The 21,611-nt window shown below is 68.1% G+C and carries 20 protein-coding genes; 10 read left to right on the top strand and 10 right to left on the bottom strand.

Annotated elements, in window-relative coordinates; translation table 11 throughout:
• Nucleotides 1-21: 21 nt before the first annotated feature.
• The 4 genes from mce to VPH46_RS02625 form a co-directional block, all read right to left on the bottom strand.
• Nucleotides 22-441 carry a methylmalonyl-CoA epimerase gene (gene mce, locus VPH46_RS02640; protein WP_416608657.1) on the bottom strand — a complete coding sequence of 140 codons (420 nt, stop codon included), beginning with the start codon at nucleotides 439-441 and terminating at the stop codon, nucleotides 22-24.
• Entirely contained in the window at nucleotides 438-932 is a 495-nt protein-coding gene (locus tag VPH46_RS02635; RefSeq protein WP_416608655.1) for a hypothetical protein, read from the bottom strand. The genes mce and VPH46_RS02635 overlap by 4 nt, the downstream gene beginning before the upstream one ends.
• A gap of 133 nt (nucleotides 933-1,065) precedes the next feature.
• Nucleotides 1,066-1,890, bottom strand: a complete 825-nt coding sequence (locus VPH46_RS02630; protein WP_416608653.1) for a hypothetical protein — start codon at nucleotides 1,888-1,890, stop codon at nucleotides 1,066-1,068.
• Nucleotides 1,871-3,397, bottom strand: a complete 1,527-nt coding sequence (locus VPH46_RS02625; protein ID WP_416608651.1) for an acyl-CoA carboxylase subunit beta — start codon at nucleotides 3,395-3,397, stop codon at nucleotides 1,871-1,873. Before VPH46_RS02625 ends, VPH46_RS02630 begins: the two co-directional genes overlap by 20 nt.
• A 224-nt stretch (nucleotides 3,398-3,621) precedes the next feature.
• Between VPH46_RS02625 and VPH46_RS02620 the strand changes: the two genes are divergently transcribed.
• The gene (locus VPH46_RS02620) at nucleotides 3,622-4,599 is read left to right on the top strand and encodes a Gfo/Idh/MocA family protein (RefSeq protein ID WP_272695251.1); all 978 of its coding nucleotides are present in this window, start codon (nucleotides 3,622-3,624) and stop codon (nucleotides 4,597-4,599) included.
• A 373-nt stretch (nucleotides 4,600-4,972) separates the two neighbouring features.
• Here VPH46_RS02620 and topA read toward each other — a convergent pair whose 3' ends face one another.
• Together topA and VPH46_RS02610 are read right to left on the bottom strand one after the other, a co-directional pair.
• The gene (gene topA / locus VPH46_RS02615; RefSeq protein WP_416608648.1) at nucleotides 4,973-7,561 is read right to left on the bottom strand and encodes a type I DNA topoisomerase; all 2,589 of its coding nucleotides are present in this window, start codon (nucleotides 7,559-7,561) and stop codon (nucleotides 4,973-4,975) included.
• Between the two features lie 86 nt (nucleotides 7,562-7,647).
• Nucleotides 7,648-8,100, bottom strand: a complete 453-nt coding sequence (locus VPH46_RS02610) for a hypothetical protein (protein ID WP_416608646.1) — start codon at nucleotides 8,098-8,100, stop codon at nucleotides 7,648-7,650.
• Nucleotides 8,101-8,412: 312 nt separating this feature from the next.
• On the opposite strand from VPH46_RS02610, the gene VPH46_RS02605 reads away from it, so the two are divergent.
• From VPH46_RS02605 to VPH46_RS02595, 3 genes are all read left to right on the top strand, one after another.
• Nucleotides 8,413-8,685 carry a hypothetical protein gene (locus VPH46_RS02605; RefSeq protein ID WP_416608644.1) on the top strand — a complete coding sequence of 91 codons (273 nt, stop codon included), beginning with the start codon at nucleotides 8,413-8,415 and terminating at the stop codon, nucleotides 8,683-8,685.
• Nucleotides 8,686-8,727: 42 nt separating this feature from the next.
• Nucleotides 8,728-9,456: an energy transducer TonB gene (locus VPH46_RS02600; RefSeq protein ID WP_416608642.1), complete on the top strand. Its 729-nt coding sequence runs from the start codon at nucleotides 8,728-8,730 to the stop codon at nucleotides 9,454-9,456.
• A gap of 79 nt (nucleotides 9,457-9,535) precedes the next feature.
• Nucleotides 9,536-11,344, top strand: coding sequence for a DUF885 domain-containing protein (locus VPH46_RS02595; RefSeq protein WP_416608640.1), 1,809 nt, complete (start codon nucleotides 9,536-9,538; stop codon nucleotides 11,342-11,344).
• A gap of 6 nt (nucleotides 11,345-11,350) precedes the next feature.
• On the opposite strand, the gene VPH46_RS02590 is transcribed toward VPH46_RS02595, so the two are convergent.
• Complete coding sequence (locus VPH46_RS02590; protein ID WP_416608638.1) at nucleotides 11,351-11,608, bottom strand: hypothetical protein; 258 nt, start codon at nucleotides 11,606-11,608, stop codon at nucleotides 11,351-11,353.
• Nucleotides 11,609-11,619: 11 nt separating this feature from the next.
• Nucleotides 11,620-12,639 carry a GlxA family transcriptional regulator gene (locus VPH46_RS02585; RefSeq protein WP_416608636.1) on the bottom strand — a complete coding sequence of 340 codons (1,020 nt, stop codon included), beginning with the start codon at nucleotides 12,637-12,639 and terminating at the stop codon, nucleotides 11,620-11,622.
• A 113-nt stretch (nucleotides 12,640-12,752) separates the two neighbouring features.
• Between VPH46_RS02585 and VPH46_RS02580 the strand changes: the two genes are divergently transcribed.
• The 5 genes from VPH46_RS02580 (at nucleotide 12,753) to VPH46_RS02560 (ending at nucleotide 16,775) form a co-directional block, all read left to right on the top strand.
• Nucleotides 12,753-13,583 carry an alpha/beta fold hydrolase gene (locus VPH46_RS02580; protein WP_416608634.1) on the top strand — a complete coding sequence of 277 codons (831 nt, stop codon included), beginning with the start codon at nucleotides 12,753-12,755 and terminating at the stop codon, nucleotides 13,581-13,583.
• A gap of 141 nt (nucleotides 13,584-13,724) precedes the next feature.
• The gene (locus tag VPH46_RS02575; RefSeq protein WP_416608632.1) at nucleotides 13,725-14,225 is read left to right on the top strand and encodes a MarR family winged helix-turn-helix transcriptional regulator; all 501 of its coding nucleotides are present in this window, start codon (nucleotides 13,725-13,727) and stop codon (nucleotides 14,223-14,225) included.
• Nucleotides 14,226-14,257: 32 nt separating this feature from the next.
• Nucleotides 14,258-15,874, top strand: coding sequence for an NAD(P)/FAD-dependent oxidoreductase (locus tag VPH46_RS02570; protein WP_416608630.1), 1,617 nt, complete (start codon nucleotides 14,258-14,260; stop codon nucleotides 15,872-15,874).
• Nucleotides 15,871-16,410, top strand: a complete 540-nt coding sequence (locus VPH46_RS02565) for a pseudouridine synthase (protein WP_416608628.1) — start codon at nucleotides 15,871-15,873, stop codon at nucleotides 16,408-16,410. The genes VPH46_RS02570 and VPH46_RS02565 overlap by 4 nt, the downstream gene beginning before the upstream one ends.
• Nucleotides 16,395-16,775, top strand: a complete 381-nt coding sequence (locus VPH46_RS02560; protein ID WP_416608626.1) for a reverse transcriptase-like protein — start codon at nucleotides 16,395-16,397, stop codon at nucleotides 16,773-16,775. The genes VPH46_RS02565 and VPH46_RS02560 overlap by 16 nt, the downstream gene beginning before the upstream one ends.
• 98 nt (nucleotides 16,776-16,873) lie before the next feature.
• On the opposite strand, the gene VPH46_RS02555 is transcribed toward VPH46_RS02560, so the two are convergent.
• Complete coding sequence (locus tag VPH46_RS02555; RefSeq protein WP_416608624.1) at nucleotides 16,874-19,291, bottom strand: PAS domain S-box protein; 2,418 nt, start codon at nucleotides 19,289-19,291, stop codon at nucleotides 16,874-16,876.
• Nucleotides 19,292-19,592: 301 nt separating this feature from the next.
• Between VPH46_RS02555 and VPH46_RS02550 the strand changes: the two genes are divergently transcribed.
• Entirely contained in the window at nucleotides 19,593-19,796 is a 204-nt protein-coding gene (locus VPH46_RS02550; protein ID WP_416608622.1) for a hypothetical protein, read from the top strand.
• Nucleotides 19,797-19,931: 135 nt separating this feature from the next.
• Here VPH46_RS02550 and VPH46_RS02545 read toward each other — a convergent pair whose 3' ends face one another.
• A complete protein-coding gene (locus VPH46_RS02545) occupies nucleotides 19,932-21,254 on the bottom strand; it encodes a cystathionine gamma-synthase family protein (RefSeq protein ID WP_416608620.1) in 1,323 nt (440 codons plus the stop codon).
• Nucleotides 21,255-21,611: the final 357 nt, after the last annotated feature.

Here is a 21,611-nt window from a genome sequence, read left to right as displayed (position 1 = left end):
TCCTCGCCCGGCTGGGGTGGCTCAATGTTCGCCACGCGGGCTCTCCATGATTTCGGTCAGCACGCCACCCATGTCCTTGGGGTGGACGAAGAAGATCGGCGTCCCGTGGGCGCCGATGCGCGGCTCGCCCAGCACCCGCATGCCCTGCCCCTCGAACCACGCCTTGGCGGCATGGATATCGGGCACCTCATAGCAGAGGTGGTGCTGCCCGCCGGCCGGGTTTTTCGCGAGGAAGCCGTGGATCGGCGAGTCCGCACCCAGCGGCTCGATCAGCTCGATCTGGGTGTTCGGCACATCCACGAAGCAGACGCGCACGCCCTGTGCGGGAAGGTCGAAGGGTTCCCCGACCGCGGCATCCCCGAACAGCAGGCGATAGCGCTCCGCCGATTGCGCGATCGAGAGGGTGGCGACGCCGACGTGGTTAAGGCGACCGAGGTTCACTTGTTCCTCGCGTTAGCTGAAACGACCTGATTTGGCTGCTTGTTGATAGCCATGATGCTGAACCCGCTGCCGAGCATGAAACATGCGATTGAAAGTCCTAGCAGCGTCGCCCCCATGATCGAGGTACGGTTTGGTTCTGGGTCGAAAATTGCGTTGACCTCGCCGTCTAGCCCTTCACCCTTCCACAACGCGCCCGACATCTGGCCTGCAAACTCGGCAGCGCTGACTGCAAGCGTCAGACCTCCTGCGAACGTACATCCGATACCCGCAACAAAGAGCCATGCCGGACCGGAAAGTAGAACCTTAGCGAAATTAGCAGATCCTAATGCTGCAACTAGCGCCGTCGAATGCAAGACCAGTGTCGACGTTAATATCCATTTCAGGAGGCCAAATGCTGACTCGTATGACCGATTAACATTGTCGGTCGCCAACTCCCGCCGCTTCTCCTTCAACCAGAGAGGAATATTTTCTGGACCAGAGCTGGTGTCCAAGTGGGAGGCTGTCATGCCCCCTCCGAGCTGGATCTACTTGCCCAGCGATCTGCGCTGATCGAACATGGTGTCGTGGCGAACGGCGTACGAACGGCTTTGAGCGAGCACCCAAACAACGACTTAGGAATTTCGCTCAACATGTCGGCATCCGCGTCTCGCCACGCACGGCATATTTGTCGCCCTGGCGGACATAATGATCGGTGAAGCTCTGGGTGCCCGTGTAGTGCACGTCGAACCCGCGGCCCGGCACGATGTTGGCGATCTTGCCCTCCAGCGTGGTGGCAGGCGTGGTGCCGGCGCCGCTGTCGTCATAGCCCTCGGGCACGGAAACCAGGCCGATCGGGCCACCGGCGCCGAGTTCGGTCAGGGTGAACACGCTGCACGTATAGCCCTGCCAGGTCCCGCCGCCGCTTGCATAGATCACCGGATTGGCGCCGAACTTGTCGGAGACCGACCATTCGCCAGGCGGTGCGCCCCAGCTCGATCCCGAGACCGCATCCGGCCAGCGCTGGACGAGGGTGAAGCCGTCCCCCGCCGGCTTGAGATAGGCGATGTCGAGTCCGCCCGTGCATCCGTGGCAACCATCCACCATCTCGGCCGTGCTGATCAGAACGGCAGTGTCGCCGCGCCACACCAGCCGTGCCGGCGTGGTGACGACCTGCCCGCCTTCCCCGGCGCTGCTCGCCTTGCCTGTGGGCCCGAACACCGTCCGGGCGGCGCGCGCGAGCTGCTCGGCGGGCGGCGACGCGCGCACGCCGGTGGGCGGCGCAACGGCGGCAGGAGGTGCAGGCTTGGGCGCCACCGCGGACGGTGCCGGTTCGCTGCGTTCGCCATCGCGCGGCCACAGCAGCAGCGCCCCCATGCCGAGCGTCACCCCCGCCACCATCGCCGTGGCGAGGAACCGTCCGCCGCCGCCCGCCTTGGCCGGTGCCGCACGCCTAGAGCGGGATGTTGTCATGCTTCTTCCAAGGGTTCTCCAGCTGCTTGCCCCGCAGCTTGCGCAGGCCGAGCGCAATGCGCCTGCGGGTGGCGTGCGGCTGGATCACCTCGTCGATGAACCCCTTGGAGGCCGCCACGAACGGGTTGGCGAAGCGCGCCTCATATTCGGCGGTGCGCTCGGCGATCTCCTCCGGCGTGCGGCCGCGGAAGATGATCTCCACGGCGCCCTTGGCGCCCATTACCGCAATCTCAGCGGTGGGCCAGGCATAGTTGAGGTCGCCGCGCAGGTGCTTGGACGCCATCACGTCATAAGCGCCGCCATAGGCCTTGCGCGTGATGACCGTGATCTTGGGCACGGTCGCCTCGGCATAGGCGAACAAGAGCTTGGCGCCGTGCTTGATGATGCCGTTGTGCTCCTGCGCGACGCCGGGAAGGAAGCCCGGCACGTCGACGAAGGTGACGATCGGGATCTCGAACGCGTCGCAGAAGCGCACGAAACGCGCCGCCTTCTTGGACGCGTTGATGTCGAGCACGCCGGCGAGCACGGTCGGCTGGTTGGCGACGAAGCCCACCGTCCGCCCCTCGATCCGGCCGAAGCCGGTCAGGATGTTGGCGGCGTGTGCGGGCTGCACCTCGAAGAAGTCGCCCTCGTCGACCACCTTCCGGATCAGCTCGTGCATGTCATAGGGCTGGTTGGCGGACGGCGGCACCAGCGTGTCCAGACTGTCCTCGATGCGATCCCACGGGTCTTCCGTGGGCCGCTCGGGCGCCTCGACGCGGTTGGAGGCGGGCAAGAGGTCGATGAAGTCGCGCGCCGCTAGCAGCGCCTCGATGTCGTTCTCGAACGCGACGTCCGCCACCGACGAGCGCGTCGTGTGGGTGACGGCGCCGCCCAGTTCCTCCTGCGTGACCACTTCGTTGGTGACGGTCTTCACCACGTCGGGGCCGGTCACGAACATGTAGCTCGAATCCTTCACCATGAAGATGAAGTCGGTCATCGCCGGCGAATAGACCGCCCCGCCCGCGCACGGCCCCATGATAAGGCTCAACTGCGGCACCACGCCCGAGGCGAGCACGTTCCTCTGGAACACCTCCGCATAGCCGCCGAGCGAGGCCACCCCCTCCTGGATGCGGGCGCCGCCGGAGTCGTTGAGGCCGATGACGGGCGCCCCGACCTTCATCGCCATGTCCATGACCTTGCAAATCTTGGCGGCGTGGCGTTCGGACAGCGAGCCGCCGAACACCGTGAAATCCTGCGAAAAGACGAACACCAGCCGGCCGTTGATCGTGCCCGATCCGGTCACCACGCCGTCACCGGGGATCCCCTGATCCGCCATGCCGAAATCGACGCAATTATGCTCGACGAACATGTCGAGCTCTTCGAAACTGCCGGGGTCGAGCAGCACGTCGAGCCGCTCCCGCGCGGTCAGCTTGCCTTTGGCATGCTGCGCGGCCACCCGCTTCTCGCCGCCGCCGGCACGCGCGGCGGCACGCCGCCGTTCCAGCTCCTGCACCTGTTCGCGCAAGCCCTTCTCCTTACCCGGGTGTGCCCCTTTGCCGCTGCGGCTGGGCACGATCCCGGGCGCAACCTAGCGGGCGGGAGGGGGCAGGAACAAGGGGCATGCACCGCCCGAAAAGCAGGGTTGGTGGAACACGGCCGATTGATCGGCCGCCGCTGCGCCGATATGTCGGAGTTATCGACCAGGACCGGCGGTGCGCTGCCGTCCCCCGGAGCGGAGAGGAACGCGGATTGACTACGGCTTTGGAATCCCACGACATCACCGGTGAAGCTGCCGAGGCTGGCGCGGGCACGATCCGCATCGCACTGGCGGGCATCGGCAAGATCGCGCGCGACCAGCACATCCCGCATCTCGCCGCCAACAAGCGCTTCTCGGTGGTCGCAGCCGTGACCGGCCACACCCCGCCCGAAGGCGTGCCGGGCTTCCGCACCATCACCGAGATGATGCAGGCGGTGCCCGACGTGCAGGCGATCTCGATCTGCACGCCCCCGCGCGGCCGCCTCGCGCTGATCGAGGAAGCGCTGGAACACGGCCTGGACGTGATGATCGAAAAGCCGCCGGCCGCCACCCTGTCGGAGGCCGAGGACTTCGTGCGCCTGGCGCGCGAGGCCGGCCGCGTGCTCTTCACGACTTGGCACTCGCGCGAGGCCGCGGGCGTCGAGCCGGCGCGCGCCTGGCTCGCCGAGCGCGAAATCCGCCGCGTCGAGGTCAACTGGAAGGAGGACGTGCGCGTCTGGCATCCGGGTCAGGCCTGGATCTGGGAGCCGGGCATCGGCGTGTTCGATCCGGGCATCAACGCGCTGTCGGTGATCACGCAGATCCTGCCGCGCCCGCTGCTGCTGCAGGATGCGGCGCTGCGCTTCCCGTCCAACCGTCCGGCACCCATCGCGGCCGACCTGTCGTTCACCGACACCGCGGGCGTTCCGGTCGACGTGTTCTTCGACTTCGACCAGCGCGGGCCGCAGACCTGGGACGTGGACGTGGAAACCGACCGCGGCCACCTGAAGCTCTCGATGGGCGCCTCCAAGATGTTCGTCGACGGCGTCGAGCAGGACGTCGGCGACGAGCCCGAATACGCCCGCCTTTACCGCCGCTTCGCCGATCTGCTCGACCGCCGCGAGAGCGACGTCGACCTGTCGCCGTTCCGCCACGTGGCCGACGCGTTCCTGATCGGCCGCCGCAGCGAAGTGGGTGCGTTCGAGGAGTAAGCGCTTTCTTGAGCGAAACAGAAACGGCGCGCGTACCCCGCGGTACGCGCGCCGTTCTGCGTTTCGGGTGCGCACCCGTTCAACTGCTTCGTGCTCCTGCGTAGGCAGGAGCCCAGGGTACCGGCGCAACCGTCGCCCTGCTGGCCCCCTGGATCCCCGCCTGCGCGGGGATAGGGATCAGATGCCGTGTGCCGTACCCCGGCGGAGGCCGGGGTCCAGCTGGGGGCCTTTGGCGAGGTGCGGTGCCTTCCCCCGATGGCACCGCAACTGGGCCCCGGCCTTCGCCGGGGTACGGGTGTGGTTCAGGCTAAAGCCCGATCCACGCTCGTCATCCTGACGGAAGTCAGCATGACGGGTGGACGGAGGCGGAGCGTCAGTCTTCGGTCTTCGCCGCCGCCTTCTTGGCGGGCGCCTTCTTTGCCGGTGCCTTCTTGGCGGCCGGCTTCTTCTCGGCCGCCGGCTTTTTCGCCGCCGCCTTTTTCGCCGGTGCCTTACGGCCCTTCTTGGCCGGCGCCGCGGCGGCGCGGGCGTCGATCAGCTGGGCCGCTTCCTCCAGCGTCAGCGCCTCGGGCGCGACCGTCTTGGGCAGCGTCGCGTTGGTGGTGCCATCCGTGACATAGGGCCCGTAGCGGCCCTCCATCAGCTTGATCTCCGCCTCGGTCCGCGGATGGGCGCCGAGCACCCGCAGCGGCTCGCGCGCCGCCCCGCGCGCCGGACGACCGGCGGCCGCCTCGGCGAGCTTCACCACCGCGGCGTTCATGCCCGTCTCGAACACGTCCGCCGTGGTCTGCAGCCGCGCGTACTTGCCCGCGTGCTTCAGATACGGCCCATAGCGCCCGATCGCCGCCTCGATCGGCTCGCCCGTCTCCGGATGGTTGCCGATGACGCGCGGCAGGCTCAGCAGCTTCAGCGCCCATTCCAGCGTCAGCTCGCCGCCCGGGAGGTCCTTGGGGATGGAGGCGCGCTTGGCGTCCTTGCCCTCCCCCAGCTGGATGTAGGGCCCAAAGCGGCCGGACTTGCGCTCGACCTCCAGACCCGTCTCCGGATCCTTGCCCAGACCTTCCGGACCTGTCTCCTCCGCGCCCTCGCCACCCGGCTGGCCGAAGCGCCGGGTGTATTTGCACTCGGGATAGTTGGAGCAGGCGACGAAGGCGCCGAACTTGCCGCCGCGCAGCGCCAGCCGACCTTCGCCGCAGTTCGGGCACAGGCGCGGATCGCTGCCGTCGGCCTTGGCCGGGAAGAGATAGGCCTCCAGGAACTTGTCGAGCTCGGCGGTGATGGCGGAGGGCTGCTGCTCCATCACCTCGGCCGTGCGCGGCTTGAAGTCGCGCCAGAAGGCCTCCAGCACCGCCTGCCATTCGGCACGGCCGCCCGACACATCGTCGAGTTCCTCCTCCAGCCCGGCGGTAAAGTCGTAGCCGACGTATTTTTCGAAGAAGCGCTCCAGGAACGCCGTCAGCAGGCGCCCGCTCTCTTCGGCGAAGAAGCGGTTCTTCTCGACGCGCACATAGGCGCGGTCCTTGAGCACCTGGATGATCGACGCGTAGGTCGACGGACGGCCGATGCCGAGTTCCTCCAGCCGCTTGACCAGCGAGGCTTCGGAGAAGCGCGGCGGCGGCTGGGTGAAGTGCTGCTCGGCAGTCACGCCCTTCTTGGCCGGCGCATCGCCGTCGCGCAGCAGCGGCAGGCGGCGCGAATCCTCGTCGCCCGCATCGTCGCGGCCTTCCTCATAGAGCGCGAGATAGCCGGGGAAGAGGACGACCTGGCCGGTGGCGCGCAGACCAAGCCGGCCGGTGCCGTCCTCCAGCTCAACGGCGGTGCGCTCCAGCCGGGCGGACGCCATCTGGCTGGCGAGCGCGCGCTTCCAGATCAGGTCGTAGAGGCGACCGTGGTCGCCCGAACCGGCGCGATCCTTGGAGAAGTCGGTCGGGCGGATCGCCTCGTGCGCTTCCTGCGCGTTCTTCGCCTTGGTCTGGTACTGGCGCGGGCGATCGGGGACGTAGCTGGCGTCATAGCGGTTGGCGATCGCCCCGCGGGCGGCATCAATGGCCGATCCGTCCATCTGCACGCCGTCGGTACGCATATAGGTGATCGCGCCGTCCTCATACAGCGACTGGGCGATGCGCATCGTGTGGCTGGCGGAGAAGCCGAGCTTGCGCGCCGCCTCCTGCTGCAGCGTCGAGGTGGTGAAGGGCGGCGGGGGGTTGCGGGTCGCAGGCTTTGTCTCGACCGAGACGACCGACAGGCGCGCCGCCTCGACGGCTTCCCTGGCTGCGAACGCCGAGCCCTGGTCGCCCAGCGACAGGCGGTCGAGCTTCTTGCCGTCGAACTTCACCAGCCGCGCCTCGAACGGCTGGCCGTCCTGCTCCATTTGCGCGACGACGGACCAATATTCCTGGGCGGTGAACCCCTCGATCTCGCGCTCACGCTCGACGATCAGGCGCAGCGCCACCGACTGGACGCGGCCGGCGGACTTGGCGCCCGGCAGCTTGCGCCATAGCACCGGCGACAGGGTGAAGCCGACCAGATAGTCCAGCGCACGGCGGGCGCGGTAGGCGTCGATGAGGTCGGTATCGAGCTCGCGCGGGGCCTTCATGGCTGCCAGGATCGCGGGCTTGGTGATGGCGTTGAAGGTGACCCGCTCGACCTCCTTGGGCAGCACCTTCTTCTTGGCCAGCACTTCCTGGACATGCCAGGAAATCGCCTCGCCCTCGCGATCCGGGTCGGTGGCGAGGATCAGTCGGTCGGCCTTCTTGGCCTCGTCCGCGATCGCCTTCAGCTGCCGCGACTTGTCGGCATAGGTCTCCCATTCCATCGCGAAGCCCTCGTCCGGATCGACCGATCCGTCCTTGGCCGGCAGGTCGCGGACATGGCCGTAGGAGGCGAGGACGCGATAGTCCTTGCCGAGATACTTCTCGATGGTCTTCGCCTTGGCCGGGGATTCTACGATGACAAGCTGCATGGAGGTGTGCGGGGTCCTTACGTGTACGCGCGAGAGTGGGGATCGCCGGTAGCCCGCGTCAAGCGCCCCCTATCCTGCCGGAGGCGTCAGGCGAAGACCTGTTCCAGCTCTTCCTGTGACGCGCGCGTCCGGGCGTAGACGGCCATCCCGACGTACCAGGCGCAAACATAAGATAGGGCGATGGCAAGGTTCGTTCCAGCCACCGCGCCGACGCTCGTGGAACCGGGATCGGTCCACAGCGCCAGCGCAACGCCCGCGGCGACCAGCGGCAGGAAGACGCCGCACAGGACGAGGGCGATGACACCGACCCACTCGCGCGTGCGCGTCCAGCTCTCGCCCAGCGCCTCCGTCGGACTCGCGCGTTCGGCAACCAGGATGACACCCGCCGCCGACCAGCGGGCAGCGACGTAGAGGCCAGGCAACAGGAGCAGAAGGCAGGCGAGCCCCACGCCAACGGTGTGCAGGATGTTGAGGCCGAGAAGGCCGAGGACGCCACCGGCGCTGCTTCCCGGTGGGATCCAGCCCTGCCGCTGTGCCATAGACCGCAGGATTCCCCAGGACACGCCCAGCTGGACCGCCCCACCAGCCAGCCTCCCGGCGGGCCCAAGCAGGTCCGAGGCGGTACCGGCGCCACACAGGAGCAGGATCGCCCCTCCCGCGATCCACCATCCGCCCGCGGCCAGCGCCAACGCCTCCGCGCAAAGCTCCGACACCTTCCGTCCCATGTCTCGCATGATTTTCGCCCCCCGCGCAGCAGGATGGGCGGAGCGCTTCCTCCCGACAAGGGGAACATCGACGGGTCGTCAGGCTTTCTAGCTGCCATCACCACTTCAAGGGACTTCGACGCCGCAATGACAAGCCTTGCCGCAGCCATCCTCGTGCTGGCCATCAGCGGCACCGCTGCAACAGCGACGCCGACAGCGCGGGATAACCAGGCGCCGCGAGCGAAACTTTCCGACGCCGGCTCGTTCGACCTGCAGCGGATCGAATCCGCCACCGCCGCCGAGGATAGCCGCTGGCGATTGCGCGAGCTTGCCGAGCCGGTCGAGGACGAAGAGGATTCGATGATCCGCTGGGGCTGGAAGAAGGTGACCTTGCGGGTACCGCTCGGCGGAGGCCGCTGACGCACTTGAAATAGGCTTGCTGGCCTGCCGATCTAGGATGGCATGCGGCAGGGCTATCATCAGGGTGGGCGGCATCGGATCGCCTCCGCGCTTGCCGTCCTGCTGCTGCACGCGGGACTGGGCATCGCGCTGGTGACGGCGCTCGGCGTCACGCCCGAAGTGAAGTTCGACGACGTGCTGCTGACGTTCGACCTGCCCGCGCCAGCTCCGCCACCGCCGCACAACGTCCAGCCGGCGCCCCGGCCGGAGCGGGAAAGCGGCACGGCGGCGCCCGCGAACCGGCACGCGCGCGCCGTCGATCTGGTGGCACCACCCGTGCCGGTCCTGTCGCCGCCGCCGATTGTCGCCGCGCCGATCGCCGGCTCGGGTCCGGACGCTGCGGCGGGCGCAGCACCGCTCCCCGGCCCGGGGACCGGCGCAGGCGGCGTGGGCCAGGGCACCGGCAGCGGCACCTCCGGCAGCGGCGCGGGGAGCGGTGGCGGTTCCCCTGCCCGGCTGCTGCGCGGTGCGATCCGCGATTCCGATTATCCGCGCGCTGCCCGGCGGGCGCGGGTGGAGGGCAGCGTCACGGTGGGCTTCACGGTCGACGCCGCCGGCCGCGCCACCGGCTGTGCCGTGACCCGTTCGAGCGGCTCGGCCGAGCTGGACGCCACCACCTGCCGGCTGATCGAGGCTCGCTACCGCTATGCCCCTGCCCGCGCCCCCAACGGCCGGCCGATCGAGGAGATGCGTGGCTGGCGTCAGGACTGGTGGCTGGAGCCGCGTCGCTGAGCGGCACTCCCTGGGTGACGTGCGGCCGGGCCTCGCTTACACCTGCTCCCCAAACCAGGGGCAACAGGGGGAATTGGCCGTGCAGCGTCGTGATTTTATGGTGGGTGGAGCTGCCGTCGCACTCGCCGGTGCCGTTCCGGCACGCGCAGCCTTTGCCGCGGGGAACGCCGACGCGGACTTCCGCGCAATGCTCGACCGCTTCTTCTACGCCCGGCTGGATGAATCCCCGGAGCAAGCGACCCGGCTCGGCCTCGACACCGGCGCGCGCGCACGCCTGAAGTCGCAGCTCGACGACGAATCCGCCGCGGGCCAGGCGCGTGCGCTCGCCCGCACCCGGCGCGAGCTTGCCGAGCTCCAGCGGGTCAAGACTGCCGACCTGTCCCCCGCTTCCAAGCTCGACCACGAGATCGTGGAATATCAGCTGACCCGTGCGATCGCGGGTGCGGAGCGCTTCACCTATGGCAGCAGCCTGGGCCGGTTCGCTCCCTATGTGCTGAGCCAGCTGAGCGGCCCCTATCGCGACGTGCCGGACTTCCTGGAGTCCCAGGCGCGCGTGCGGGACGCGGCAGAGGCGGACGCCTATCTCGCCCGGCTGGAGGCATTCCCCAAGGCGATCGACGACAGCAGCGAGCGGCAGCGCCGGGATGCCGCGCGCGGCGTCTTCGCGCCCGACTATATTCTCGACACCACGCTCAAGCAGCTGGCGAGCGCGCGGGAAAAGCCCGCCGACCAGACGGTGATGGTGGCCAGCTTCGCCGCCAAGCTGAAGGCCGCGGGATTGCCGGCAGACCGCGTCGCCCGTGCGACGGCGATCGTCGAGCAGAAGGTGTTCCCGGCGCTCGATCGCCAGCGCGCGCTGGTGACGGAGCTGCGCGCCAAGGCGGTCCACGACGCCGGCTGCTGGCGCCTGCCCGACGGCGACGCCTATTATGCCGCAGCGGCCGAGGCGGCGACCACGGTGGCGATGACGGGCGACGAGATCCACCGGCTCGGCCTTGAGCAGGTGGCGGAGATCAGCGGGCGCATCGACGCGATCCTGAAGACGCAGGGCATGGCGCAAGGAAGCGTGGGCGAGCGGCTGGTGGCGCTCAACAAGCGCCCCGACCAGCTCTTCCCCAACACCGATCCCGGCCGCGAAGCGCTGCTCGCCCAGTTGAACACGCAGATCCAGGCGATGCACGCGCGCCTGCCCGAGGCGTTCGCCACCCTGCCCAAGGCGCCGGTCGAAGTGCGGCGTGTTCCCCCGACGATCCAGGCCGGTGCACCCGGCGGCTATTACCAGAACGCCTCGCTCGATGGCTCGCGCCCGGCGATCTACTACATCAACCTGCGCGACACCTTCGACCGGCCGAAGTTCGGGCTCGCCACCCTCACCCATCACGAGGCGGTGCCCGGCCACCACCTCCAGGTCAGCCTCGCGCTGGAAAGCACGCAGATCCCGCTGATCCGCCGACGCGGCTTCTTCAGCGGCTATTCGGAAGGCTGGGCGCTCTATTCCGAGCAGCTGGCGGACGAGATGGGGATGTACGAGGGCGATCCGCTCGGCCAGGTCGGCTATCTCCAGTCGCTGCTGTTCCGCGCCACCCGGCTGGTGGTCGACAGCGGCATGCACGCGAAGCGCTGGAGCCGCGAACAGGCGACCGACTATCTGATCGCGACCACCGGGATCGCCCGCGGCCGCAGCCAGGGGGAGATCGATCGGTACACCGTCTGGCCGGGCCAGGCGTGCAGCTACAAGATCGGCCACACCGTGTGGACGCGCCTGCGCGCCGAGGCGCAAAGGAACCCGAAATTCGACCTCAAGCAGTTCCACGCCGTGCTGCTGGACGGCGCCATGCCGCTCGCAGTGCTGGAACGCGTCGTGCGGGAGCGCTGGGCGGTGGCGTGAGGCGGGTCAGCCGCGCGTCTTGACCAGCTCCACGACTTCAAACGCGTAGGAGCGCCAGCCGCGGGTCGCGGCCGCATCGGCGGCGGCGGCCTGCTTGCCCTTCCCCTCGGCCAACGACTTGGCATGGCCCCAGAACACCTCGGTCTTGCCGTTGGCGAGTTCGGCGACGATGCGCCAATAATGGGTGAAGGGGATCGAGGTCGGCCCGATCGTCTTCACATAGCCATCGGGCAAGGTCGCGGTCAGATAGTGTTTCTTGGCCACGGTGCCGGCGCCTAGGCAGGCAGCAGGGCGCTGTCCAGCCGCTGCGCCGGACCGGAGCCTTCCGCCCCGCCCACGACGCCGAACCGTCGCCGATATTCGTTCGGGGCGAGGCCCGTCACGCGCTGGAACAGCTTGCGGAAGGTCGAAGGGTCGCCGTAGCCGACCTGCCAGGCGATCTGCTCCACGGGCTTGCGCGTCCGTTCCAGCGCCTCCCGCGCCTTGGCCACGCGGATCTGCTGGGCATATTCGGTGGGGCGCAAGCCCGTCGCGTTCTTGAAGCGCCGAAGAAACGTGCGCTCCTCAAGCCTTGCCCTGGCGGCGAGCATCGGCACGCCATGCTCCTTCGCCCCCGTCGCCTGCAGCCAATGCTGCACGGCCAGGATCGCCGCATCCCCATGATCGAGCCGCGGGACAAACTGGCCATAGGGGCGCTGCGCACGACCCGGCGGATCGACCAGCAGGAAGCGCGCCGTGTCGAGCATGACGCTGGGACCCAGCAGGCGCTCGACCAGCGTGAGGCCAAGATCCGTCCAGGCGAGGATGCCCCCCGCCGTGATGATGTCGCCGTCGTCGATCAGCATGCGATCCGCATCGACGCGGACGGCGGGGAAACGCGACGCGAGCGTTTCGGCGAACGCCCAATGGGTAGTCGCCTCCCGCCCCTGCAACAGGCCGGTTTCGGCCAGCACGAACGCCCCCGCGCAGACCGAGCACAGCGTCGCCCCGGCGCGGTGGAGCGTGGCCATCCACTCGGCGAGGCTGCGCATGGGCTGCATCCGGTCCGGCAGGACGATGCTGGGGGGCGTGATGAGGTGGCTGAGCGCATGCTGAAAACCGGGTGCGCTGTCATAGGTACAGACGATCGCATCGCCATCCTGGCGCCAGTGGCTCACCCGGATCGCCGGAGGGTTCGAGCCGCCCCAACGCGCCGCGATGTCGCTCGCGATCCGGAACAGGTCCGTCAGGCCATAGATCGCGGACAACTGGCAGTCGGGATAGAGGACGAGCCCGACCTCCGCGACGATGTGCATCCTGTCAGTTTCGCCTCGCACTGTGTCACTTCCCCCACGCGTGCCGCCACCCTGGTCCTTGTACATCATCTTCGACAGCGGCGCTCCTGCCGCCTTCACCGAGGAGACAAGCGATGGCGACGATCACCACGAAGGACGGCACGGAAATCTTCTACAAGGACCTGGGCAGCAAGGATGCACAGCCCGTCGTGTTCCATCACGGCTGGCCGCTGTCGGCGGACGATTGGGACAACCAGATGCTGTTCTTTCTGGGCGAGGGCTATCGCGTGATCGCCCACGACCGCCGCGGCCATGGTCGCTCGACGCAGACGGATACCGGAAACGAGATGGACACCTATGCCGCCGACGTGGCGGAACTGGTGACGGCACTGGATCTGAAGGACGCCATCCACGTCGGCCACTCCACCGGTGGCGGCGAAGTGGCGCATTATGTTGCCCGCGCCGAGCCGGGACGGGTCGCCAAGGCGGTGCTGATCGGTGCCGTGCCGCCGGTCATGGTCAAGTCCGACACCAATCCCGACGGCGTGCCGATCGAGCTGTTCGACAGTTTCCGTGCCGCCCTTGTCGCCAATCGTCCCGAATTCTACCGCGAGGTCGCGTCCGGACCCTTCTACGGCTTCAATCGCGAGGGCGCGAAGGTCAGCCAGGGCCTGATCGACAACTGGTCACGCCAAGGCCTCGCCGGCGGTGCCAAGGCGCAGTACGACTGCATCAAAGCGTTCTCCGAAACGGATTTCACCGAGGACCTGAAGGCGATCGACGTTCCGGTGCTGGTGATGCACGGCACCGACGACCAGGTGGTGCCCTTCGCCAATCACGGCCCCAAGGCGGCGGGCCTGCTGAAGAACGCCACGTTCAAGGCTTATGAGGGCCTGCCCCACGGCATGGCGCAGACCCACCCGGAGGTCATCAATCCCGATCTGCTCGCCTTCTTCCGCGGCTGATCCCAAAAGGCTCCCTGGAGCAGCGCTCCGGGGAGCCTCGTCCTTTTGCGCCTTCCCTCCTCCTCGCGCACGGGCTTGTTCATCAAAAGATTATCGCGATATATGCGGTGCGTCGCGGCGCGGTTGCACCAGGAGTGAGGAATGACGGACGTCGCAGAGACGCTGCTGCCGCTGGATGACCAGCTCTGCTACGGCCTCTACTCCGCGAGCATGGCGATCCAGCGCGTGTACAAGCCGTTGCTGGATCAGCTCGGGCTCACCTATCCGCAGTATTTGGTGCTCAACATCCTGTGGCGGGAGGACGGCCAGACGGTCGGCCGAATCGCGGAGCGACTGGCGCTGGAATCGAGCACGCTGACCCCGCTCCTCAAGCGCCTGGAGGCCGCCGGCCTGGTGCAGCGCACCCGCAATCCCGAGGACGAACGACAGGTACTGGTCGCGCTGACGCCGGACGGCCGCGAGCTTCGTACCAAGACCGGCTGCCTCGCCGAGGCGTTGCTGTCGTCCTCCGGCCAGCCGGTGGAGGAACTCAAGGCGCTCAACGCCCGGGTGCGGGAACTGCGCGACGCGCTCTATGCGCAAATCGGCGGCTGGAACCTCAAGCCGGAGCGCCCCGAGGCTGCGGCGAACGAGCAAGGTTAGCAAGCGCGCGGATCTCGATGTAAGGCGCGGCCATGATCCGCATCACCGAGTTGAAACTGCCGCTCCACCATGCCGACGAGGCGCTGTCGGCAGCGATCACCAAGCGGCTGCGCATCACCCCGCGCGAGCTCGTCCGCTTTTCGGTCGCGCGGCGCGGCCATGATGCGCGCGACCGGACCGACATCCAGCTCGTCTACTCGGTCGACGTTTCACTGAAGAACGAATCCGCCGTCCTCGCCCGGTTCCGGCGCGACCCGCATGTGCAGCCGACGCCCGACACGCGCTATCGCCCGGTCGGCACGGCACCCGCCGACGCCCCGCGTCCCGTCGTCATCGGCGCCGGGCCGTGCGGACTCTTCGCCGCCCTGATCCTCGCGCAAATGGGCTTCCGCCCGATCGTGCTGGAGCGCGGCAAGGTGGTGCGCGAACGCACCAAGGACACCTGGGGGCTGTGGCGCCGCAGCGTGCTCAACCCGGAATCCAACGTGCAATATGGCGAGGGCGGAGCCGGTACCTTCTCAGACGGCAAACTCTACAGCCGCATCAAGGACCCGCGCCACCTCAACCGCAAGGTCCTGACCGAGTTCGTGAAGGCGGGCGCCCCCCCGGAGATCCTGACGGAGGCGCATCCGCACATCGGCACCTTCCGCCTTGTGACGATGGTGGAGAGCATGCGCGAGACGATCGAGGCGCTGGGCGGTGAGTACCGCTTCTCCACCCGGGTCGACGGATTGGACATCGCGACCGACGGCTCGGGCGAACGGCGCCTGCGCGGACTTCACCTGAACGGCGGCGAATATCTGCCGGCCGAGCGGGTGGTGCTGGCCATCGGGCACAGTGCCCGCGATACCTTTGCGATGCTTCACGAGGCTGGGGTCTATGCGGAAGCCAAGCCGTTCTCGATCGGGGTGCGCATCGAGCACCCGCAATCCTGGATCGATCGTGCCCGCTTCGGGCAGGACGCCGGCAACCGCATCCTGGGTGCGGCCGAGTATCATATCTCGCACCACTGCTCGAACGGGCGAACGGTCTACAGCTTCTGCATGTGTCCCGGCGGCACGGTGGTCGCCGCGACGTCGGAGGAAGGGCGGGTCGCGACCAACGGCATGAGCCAGTATTCGCGCAACGAGCGCAACGCCAACTCCGGCTTCGTCGTCGCAATCGACCCTGCCCGCGACTATCCGGGTGACCCGCTCGCGGGCATCGCCCTCCAGCGCCATTGGGAAGAGCGCGCTTTCGTCGCCGGCGGCTCCAACTACAAGGCCCCCGCCCAGCGGCTGGGGGACTTTCTGGCGGGCCGCCCCTCCACCTCGCTCGGCTCGGTCGTTCCGTCGTACCGCCCCGGCGTGCACCCGACGGATCTCGCCGAATGCCTCCCCGACTTCGTGATCGCGGCGATGCGGGAGGCGCTGCCGGTGTTCGGGCGCCAGATCCAGGGCTATGACCATCCCGACGTGGTGATGACCGGCGTCGAGACGCGCACCTCCTCGCCCGTGCGCTTCACGCGCGGCGACGATTTCCAGAGCCTCAACACCGCGGGCCTGTTCCCGGCCGGCGAGGGCGCGGGCTATGCCGGTGGAATCCTGTCCGCGGCCGTGGACGGCATCAAGGTCGCCGAAGCCGTGGCGCAAAGCCTCGGCGCGCAATGACGCTGGTCCTCTTCAACAAGCCCTATGGAGTGCTGAGCCAGTTTACCGACCGCGGCAGCCCGACGGCCCGTGCAACGCTCTCGGATTTCGTGAAGATCCCCGGCGTCTACCCGGCCGGGCGGCTCGACCGGGACAGCGAGGGGCTCTTGCTCCTGACGGACGACGGGCGGCTGCAGGCGCGCATCGCCGATCCGCGCTTCAAGCTGCCGAAGACCTATCTCGTCCAGGTCGAAGGGACTCCCGCAGAGGGGACGCTCGATCGACTGCGTACCGGAGTGCTGTTGAACGACGGCCCGACGCGTCCCGCGGAGGTGGAGCGGATCGAGGATCCGACGCTTTGGCCGCGGGACCCGCCGATCCGCGTTCGCGCAAGCATTCCCGACTGCTGGCTGAAGCTCACCATCCGTGAGGGCCGTAACCGGCAGGTACGCCGGATGACGGCGGCGGTCGGCCACCCGACCCTGCGGCTGGTCCGCTGGCGGATCGGCGATTGGACGCTCGGCGATCTTTCGCCCGGCGCGTGGCGCGACGCGTGAAGCTGTTCTTCGACGGCGGCTGCCGGCCTCTGCCGATCGGCATGGAGCTGGCGGTCGTCGTGGGTGGACAGAGCCATGTCCAGCGCGGGCTCGGCCCCGGCACCAGCATGGATGCCGAGTGGCTCGCGCTGATCGAGGCGATGCACCGCGCCCATGCGCTCGGTGTGACGGACGCTGTTCTGCTGGGGGACGCGGCAGCGGTGATCGCGCAGGCGAACGGCCTGGTGCGATGCCCGCCTTCCTGCCTGGGCCACTTCGAGCGCTTCCAGCAGATGCCGAGGCCGGGGGGCCGGACCCGTATCCGGTACGTCAAGCGAAGCCAGAACCTCGCCGGCATCGCATTGGCGGCGCTGCACGCGCGCTGACGCAGCCCGATCCGCACATCCGGCAAGGCCAAGCCTCACCAACGCCGAGCACGACGGGCCAGCGCCGCTACTGCCCATGATAGCCCCACCCGCATCGCCTAGGCTTGCGAGCGTCGCTCCACGCTTCTGGCGATGAGTTCCCGGATGCGGGAGGCAAGCGATTCCATGGCGAAGGGCTTGGTCATGACGTGCATGCCCGGTTCCAGCTGGCCGTTCCCGATCAGCGCGTTCTCGGCATAGCCGGTGATGAAGAGCACCTCGAGATCCGCCCGGCTCCGGCGCGCGGCATCCACCATCTGGCGCCCGTTCATACCGCCCGGCAGGCCGATGTCGGTCACCAACAGGTCGATGCGCGCATCCGACTGGAGGATCTTGAGCCCGGCTGCCCCGTCGCCTGCCTCCAGTGCTGAATAGCCGAGCTCGTCGAGCACCTCGATCACCAGCATCCGGACGGTGGGCTCGTCGTCCACCACCAGCACCGTCTCGCCCTGACCGGCCTGCTCCGCATCGGCAAGCGTGCCGAGCTCCGGCTCGGGTTCCGCCTCGCCATGGTGCCGCGGCAGGTAAAGGCAGACCATCGAGCCTTCCCCGACTTCGGAATAGATGCGAGCGAGGCCGCCGGACTGCCGCGCAAAGCCGTACACCATCGACAAGCCGAGCCCCGTGCCCGCTCCGATCGGCTTTGTCGTAAAGAAGGGATCGAATGCCTTGTCGATCACCTCCCGGGACATGCCGACGCCCGTATCGGACACGCAAAGCGAGACATATTGCCCCGGCTCCAGGTCCCGTTCCCGTGCCGCACGGCGATCGATCCAACGGTTGCACGTCTCGATCGTCAGGCGCCCGCCCTCCGGCATCGCGTCGCGCGCGTTGATGCAGAGGTTGAGCAGCGCGTTCTCGAGCTGGTTCGGATCGACCAGCGTCGCCCAAAGGCCGGCGGCCCCGACCACCTCCACCTCGATCTCCGGTCCCACGGTGCGACGGATCAGCTCCTCCATGCCGTCGATCAGCCGGTTCACGGCCGTGGGCTTCGGATCGAGCGTCTGGCGCCGGGAGAAGGCGAGCAGCCGGTGGGTCAGGGAGGCGGCACGCTTGGCGGCGCCGCGCGCGGCCGCCACATAGCGTTCCACCTCGCCGAACCGCCCCTGCGCGATCCGGACCTCCAGGATCTCCAGGCTGCCGGTGATGCCGGTCAGCAGATTGTTGAAGTCGTGCGCGATGCCGCCGGTCAGCTGGCCGACTGCCTCCATCTTCTGCGACTGGCGCAGCGCCGCCTCGGCTTCCTCCAGCGCGACGGCCGCTGCCGCCTCTGCGGTGATGTCGCGGCCGAAGCCATAGAACATGCCGTTCTCAGGGACGGTGGTCCATTCCACCAGCCGGCTTTCGCCATGCTTCGTCCGCAGGGACATGCGGTAGTTCCGCAGCGGCTTGCCGGATGCCAGCGTCTCCACCCGCGCCTGCCAGCTGGCCTCTTCCTCCAGCACGAACTCCGTGCTGCGCTGGCCCACCGATTCCTCGCGGCTCCACCCCAGCAGCGTCGTCCACGACGGATTGACGTCGGTGATCCAGCCTTCGGAGTTGGTCACCACCTTCAACACGGGCGACAGCTTCCAGATGCGCTCGCGCTCCAGGGCCAGCTGGCGCTCGTTGGTGATGTCGCGCGCGACCGCATGGATGCGTCCGGCTTCCGGAACCGCAGTCCAGGCAAGCAGGCGATAGTCGCCCGACTGGGTGCGATAGCGGTTCTCGAACGCCAGCGTGGTGACGCCGTCGCCGAGCTTCTCGACCTCTGCGGCGGTCGCGACGAGATCGTCGGGGTGGAGGAAGTCTGCGAGACGCGCGCCGACCATCTCGGCCTCATCCCACCCCAGCAGGCGCTTGGCCGAGGGGTTCACCGCGGTGATCACCCCTTCGAAGGTGCAGACCAGCATCAGCTCCTGCGACATCGACCACAGCCGATCGCGATCTGCGACGCTGGTGGCCTCGCTCTGCTTCTGATCCTCGATGTCGGTGTTGGTGCCGACCCAGCCGGTGACGTTGCCCTCTTCGTCGCGGACCGGCTCGCCGCGGGTCAGGAACCAGCGGTACTCCCCCTCGCGATTTCGCAGGCGATATTCGTGCTCGTACACATCACCGCGCTCGCGCGCCTGGCGCCAGGCTTCGACGGTCGGGGGAACATCCTCCGGGTGGACGAAGCGCTGCCAGCCATCCGCGCCGAGGAGTTCGTCCGCGGACCAGCCCGAATAGGCATAGACCTGGTCGTTGAACCAATAGATCGCGCCGTCCGGCCGCGCCGCCCAGATCTGGTTGGGCATGGCCTGGGCGAAGGTGCGGAACTGGAGTTCGCTGGCCTCCAGTGCTGCGGCGACGTCCGCTTTCTCCCGCCCCGCGACCACGGCGAAGTCGGCGCTGCTGTCGAGGATCCTACGCGCGCGGCCAAGCTGTGCTCGCAGGTGCGTGGCTTCGGCTTCCAGCGCTTCCAGACGGCTCTGCAGTTCTTCGTTCGTGCCAGTCATCAGCCCTTGATCGCCCACCTTCTTCTCCGACGGCGCCGCAGCACCGCTCCACCCTTCGTCATCAACCGGGCGCCCTCTCTGGCGTGTAGTGGAACGCAACGGAACGGGAAGCCACTGAACGTACCTGAAGGGCGTTGGTGCCACCCCCGGGCGTTGCAGACCCTGCCCGAAACGCCGGGATACCGGCGCTGACGGTGACGGAAAGCCCAAGCGAGGCGTACGAGCGCCGACCGGAAGCGGCGCGCGACATAAGGCGTTGCGGCCGCCCGCGTTCGGGCTAGCGTCCGCTCAGGAGAGAATGATGCACGAGATCGAACCGTCCCACGCGCGCAAGGCTCCCGCCGCCAGGAAAGGGGCGCCGGTGCTGGGCACTCTGCTGCAGGACGCCTTCGCGCTTCCGCACGATACGCTGATCACCGGCGATCTGCCGTTTCTTCTTTCACAGCTCTCCCTGCTTCCGCGTACCGAGCCGCGGGAAGATGCGGCGCTCGGGCGCAGCGCCTGAACCCGCGTTCGCTGCGTCGGAAGTAGCACGCGGGCTGGCCGCCGGGCCCTCCAACGACGCCGGGCCGGCGGCGCTGGAGGAAGCGCGTTGGTCCACTCATCCCGCCCCACGTGCATGGGGCGGGACGCATGGCCGTCACACCGCGTTCAGTGCCTGGTCGAAGTCGGCGATGAGGTCCTCGGCATTCTCGACGCCGATGGAGATGCGCACGAGGTTGTCCGTGATGCCCAGGTCCTGCTTGCGCTGGTCCGGAACCGACAGATGCGTCATCGCCGCCGGACAGGAAGCGAGCGTCTCCGTACCGCCCAGGCTCACCGCGAGCTTCGCGATCTTGAGGTTGTCGAGGAAGGCGAAGCTCTCGCGCTCCCCGCCCTTCAGGTACAGCGAGAAGGTCGATCCGGCGCCGCTGCAATGCCGCTGGTAGATGTCCGCCTGACGGCTCCCTTCCTTCAGGAAGCCCAGATAGCCGACGCTTTCCACCTTGGGATGATCGCGCAGAAACGCGCAGACCTTGGCCGCATTCTCGCCGGCCCGGCTCATCCGCAACTCCAGCGTCTCCAGGCTGCGCAGCAGCATCCAGGCGGTGTTCGGATCGCAGATCGTGCCGATGGTGTTGCGCATCATGCGAACCGGATCGATCCACTTCTTCGCGCCCGAGATCCCGCCCGCGACCAGGTCGGAATGGCCGCCCGCATATTTGGTCAGGCTGTAGACCACCAGGTCTGCGCCATGCCGCAGCGGTTGCTGCCAGAGCGGGCCGAGGAAGGTGTTGTCGATCGCGATCGGCGGCACGGCGTCGCCGAGCAGGCGGTCGCGCACGCGCGCCACCGCCTCGATGTCGACCAGTGCGTTGGTGGGGTTGGCGGGACTCTCGAGATAGATCAGCGAGACGTTGCCCTGCGCCTTTGCCCGCTCGATCACGGTGGCGATCTCTTCCTCGGTGGCGCCCGCCGGGAAATCGAGGAAGGTCACGCCGAAGCGGCCGAGGATGCGGCCGATCAGGGTTTCGGTCGCGGCATAAAGCGGGGCGGAATGCACGATCACGTCGCCGGGCTTCACCAGCGCCAGCATCAGCGTCGCGATCGCCGACATGCCGGAGGAAAAGACCAGCGCGTCCTCCGCATCTTCCCAGATGCCCAGCCGATCCTCGAGGATCTCCTGGTTCGGCCCATTGAAGCGCGAGTAGACGAGGCCGTCGACCCCGCCCGGCCGCTTGCCGGTCACCCCTTCGAAGTGGCGCTTGCCGGCCGCGGCATTCTCGAACACGAAGGTCGAGGTCAGGAAGATCGGCGGCTTCAGCGAGCCTTCGGACAGCGCCGGATCATAGGCGTGACCCATCATCAGCGTGGAAGGGGAAAGGCGGCGGCCGCCCACCTCCAATATCTCCGGCCGTGGCCGGCGGCGGGTCGTGGCCCCGGTGATTTCGGCTTCGGTTTCGGGGTTCGATGATCCGCTCATGGCAGTCCTCTCTGCTTGTTTGTCGATCACCCTAGCCGTTCCTAGACCGCTCGCCATCCGTTTCCGGTCGCCGCAGGCGCCGTTTGGAGCTGGACGCACTTGAAGCCCCGGCCGCCCTCGCCTAGCTTGCGGGAGCGGGCCGGGCCCCTCTGACACCCCACGACGTGGTGTGATGTCGGACCGCAGAACATGAGGGGCCTGGCTGATTCCACAATTCTCCGGCCAGTCCCGAACATGGAGTTCGCGATGACTGCCGCTGACCGGAACGACCTGCCCCGTACGCCGCGTGCCGCTTCGCTGGGCGGCCGGCGCAGCGGCGCGTCGCCAGCCACGAATGGCGCGGCTTGAGCCAGCAGT

Origin of the sequence: Sphingomonas sp. MJ1 (PH-R8) (assembly GCF_048058635.1) — a bacterium.
Lineage (GTDB): Bacteria > Pseudomonadota > Alphaproteobacteria > Sphingomonadales > Sphingomonadaceae > Sphingomonas.
This window is presented reverse-complemented; position numbering and strand designations above follow the sequence as displayed.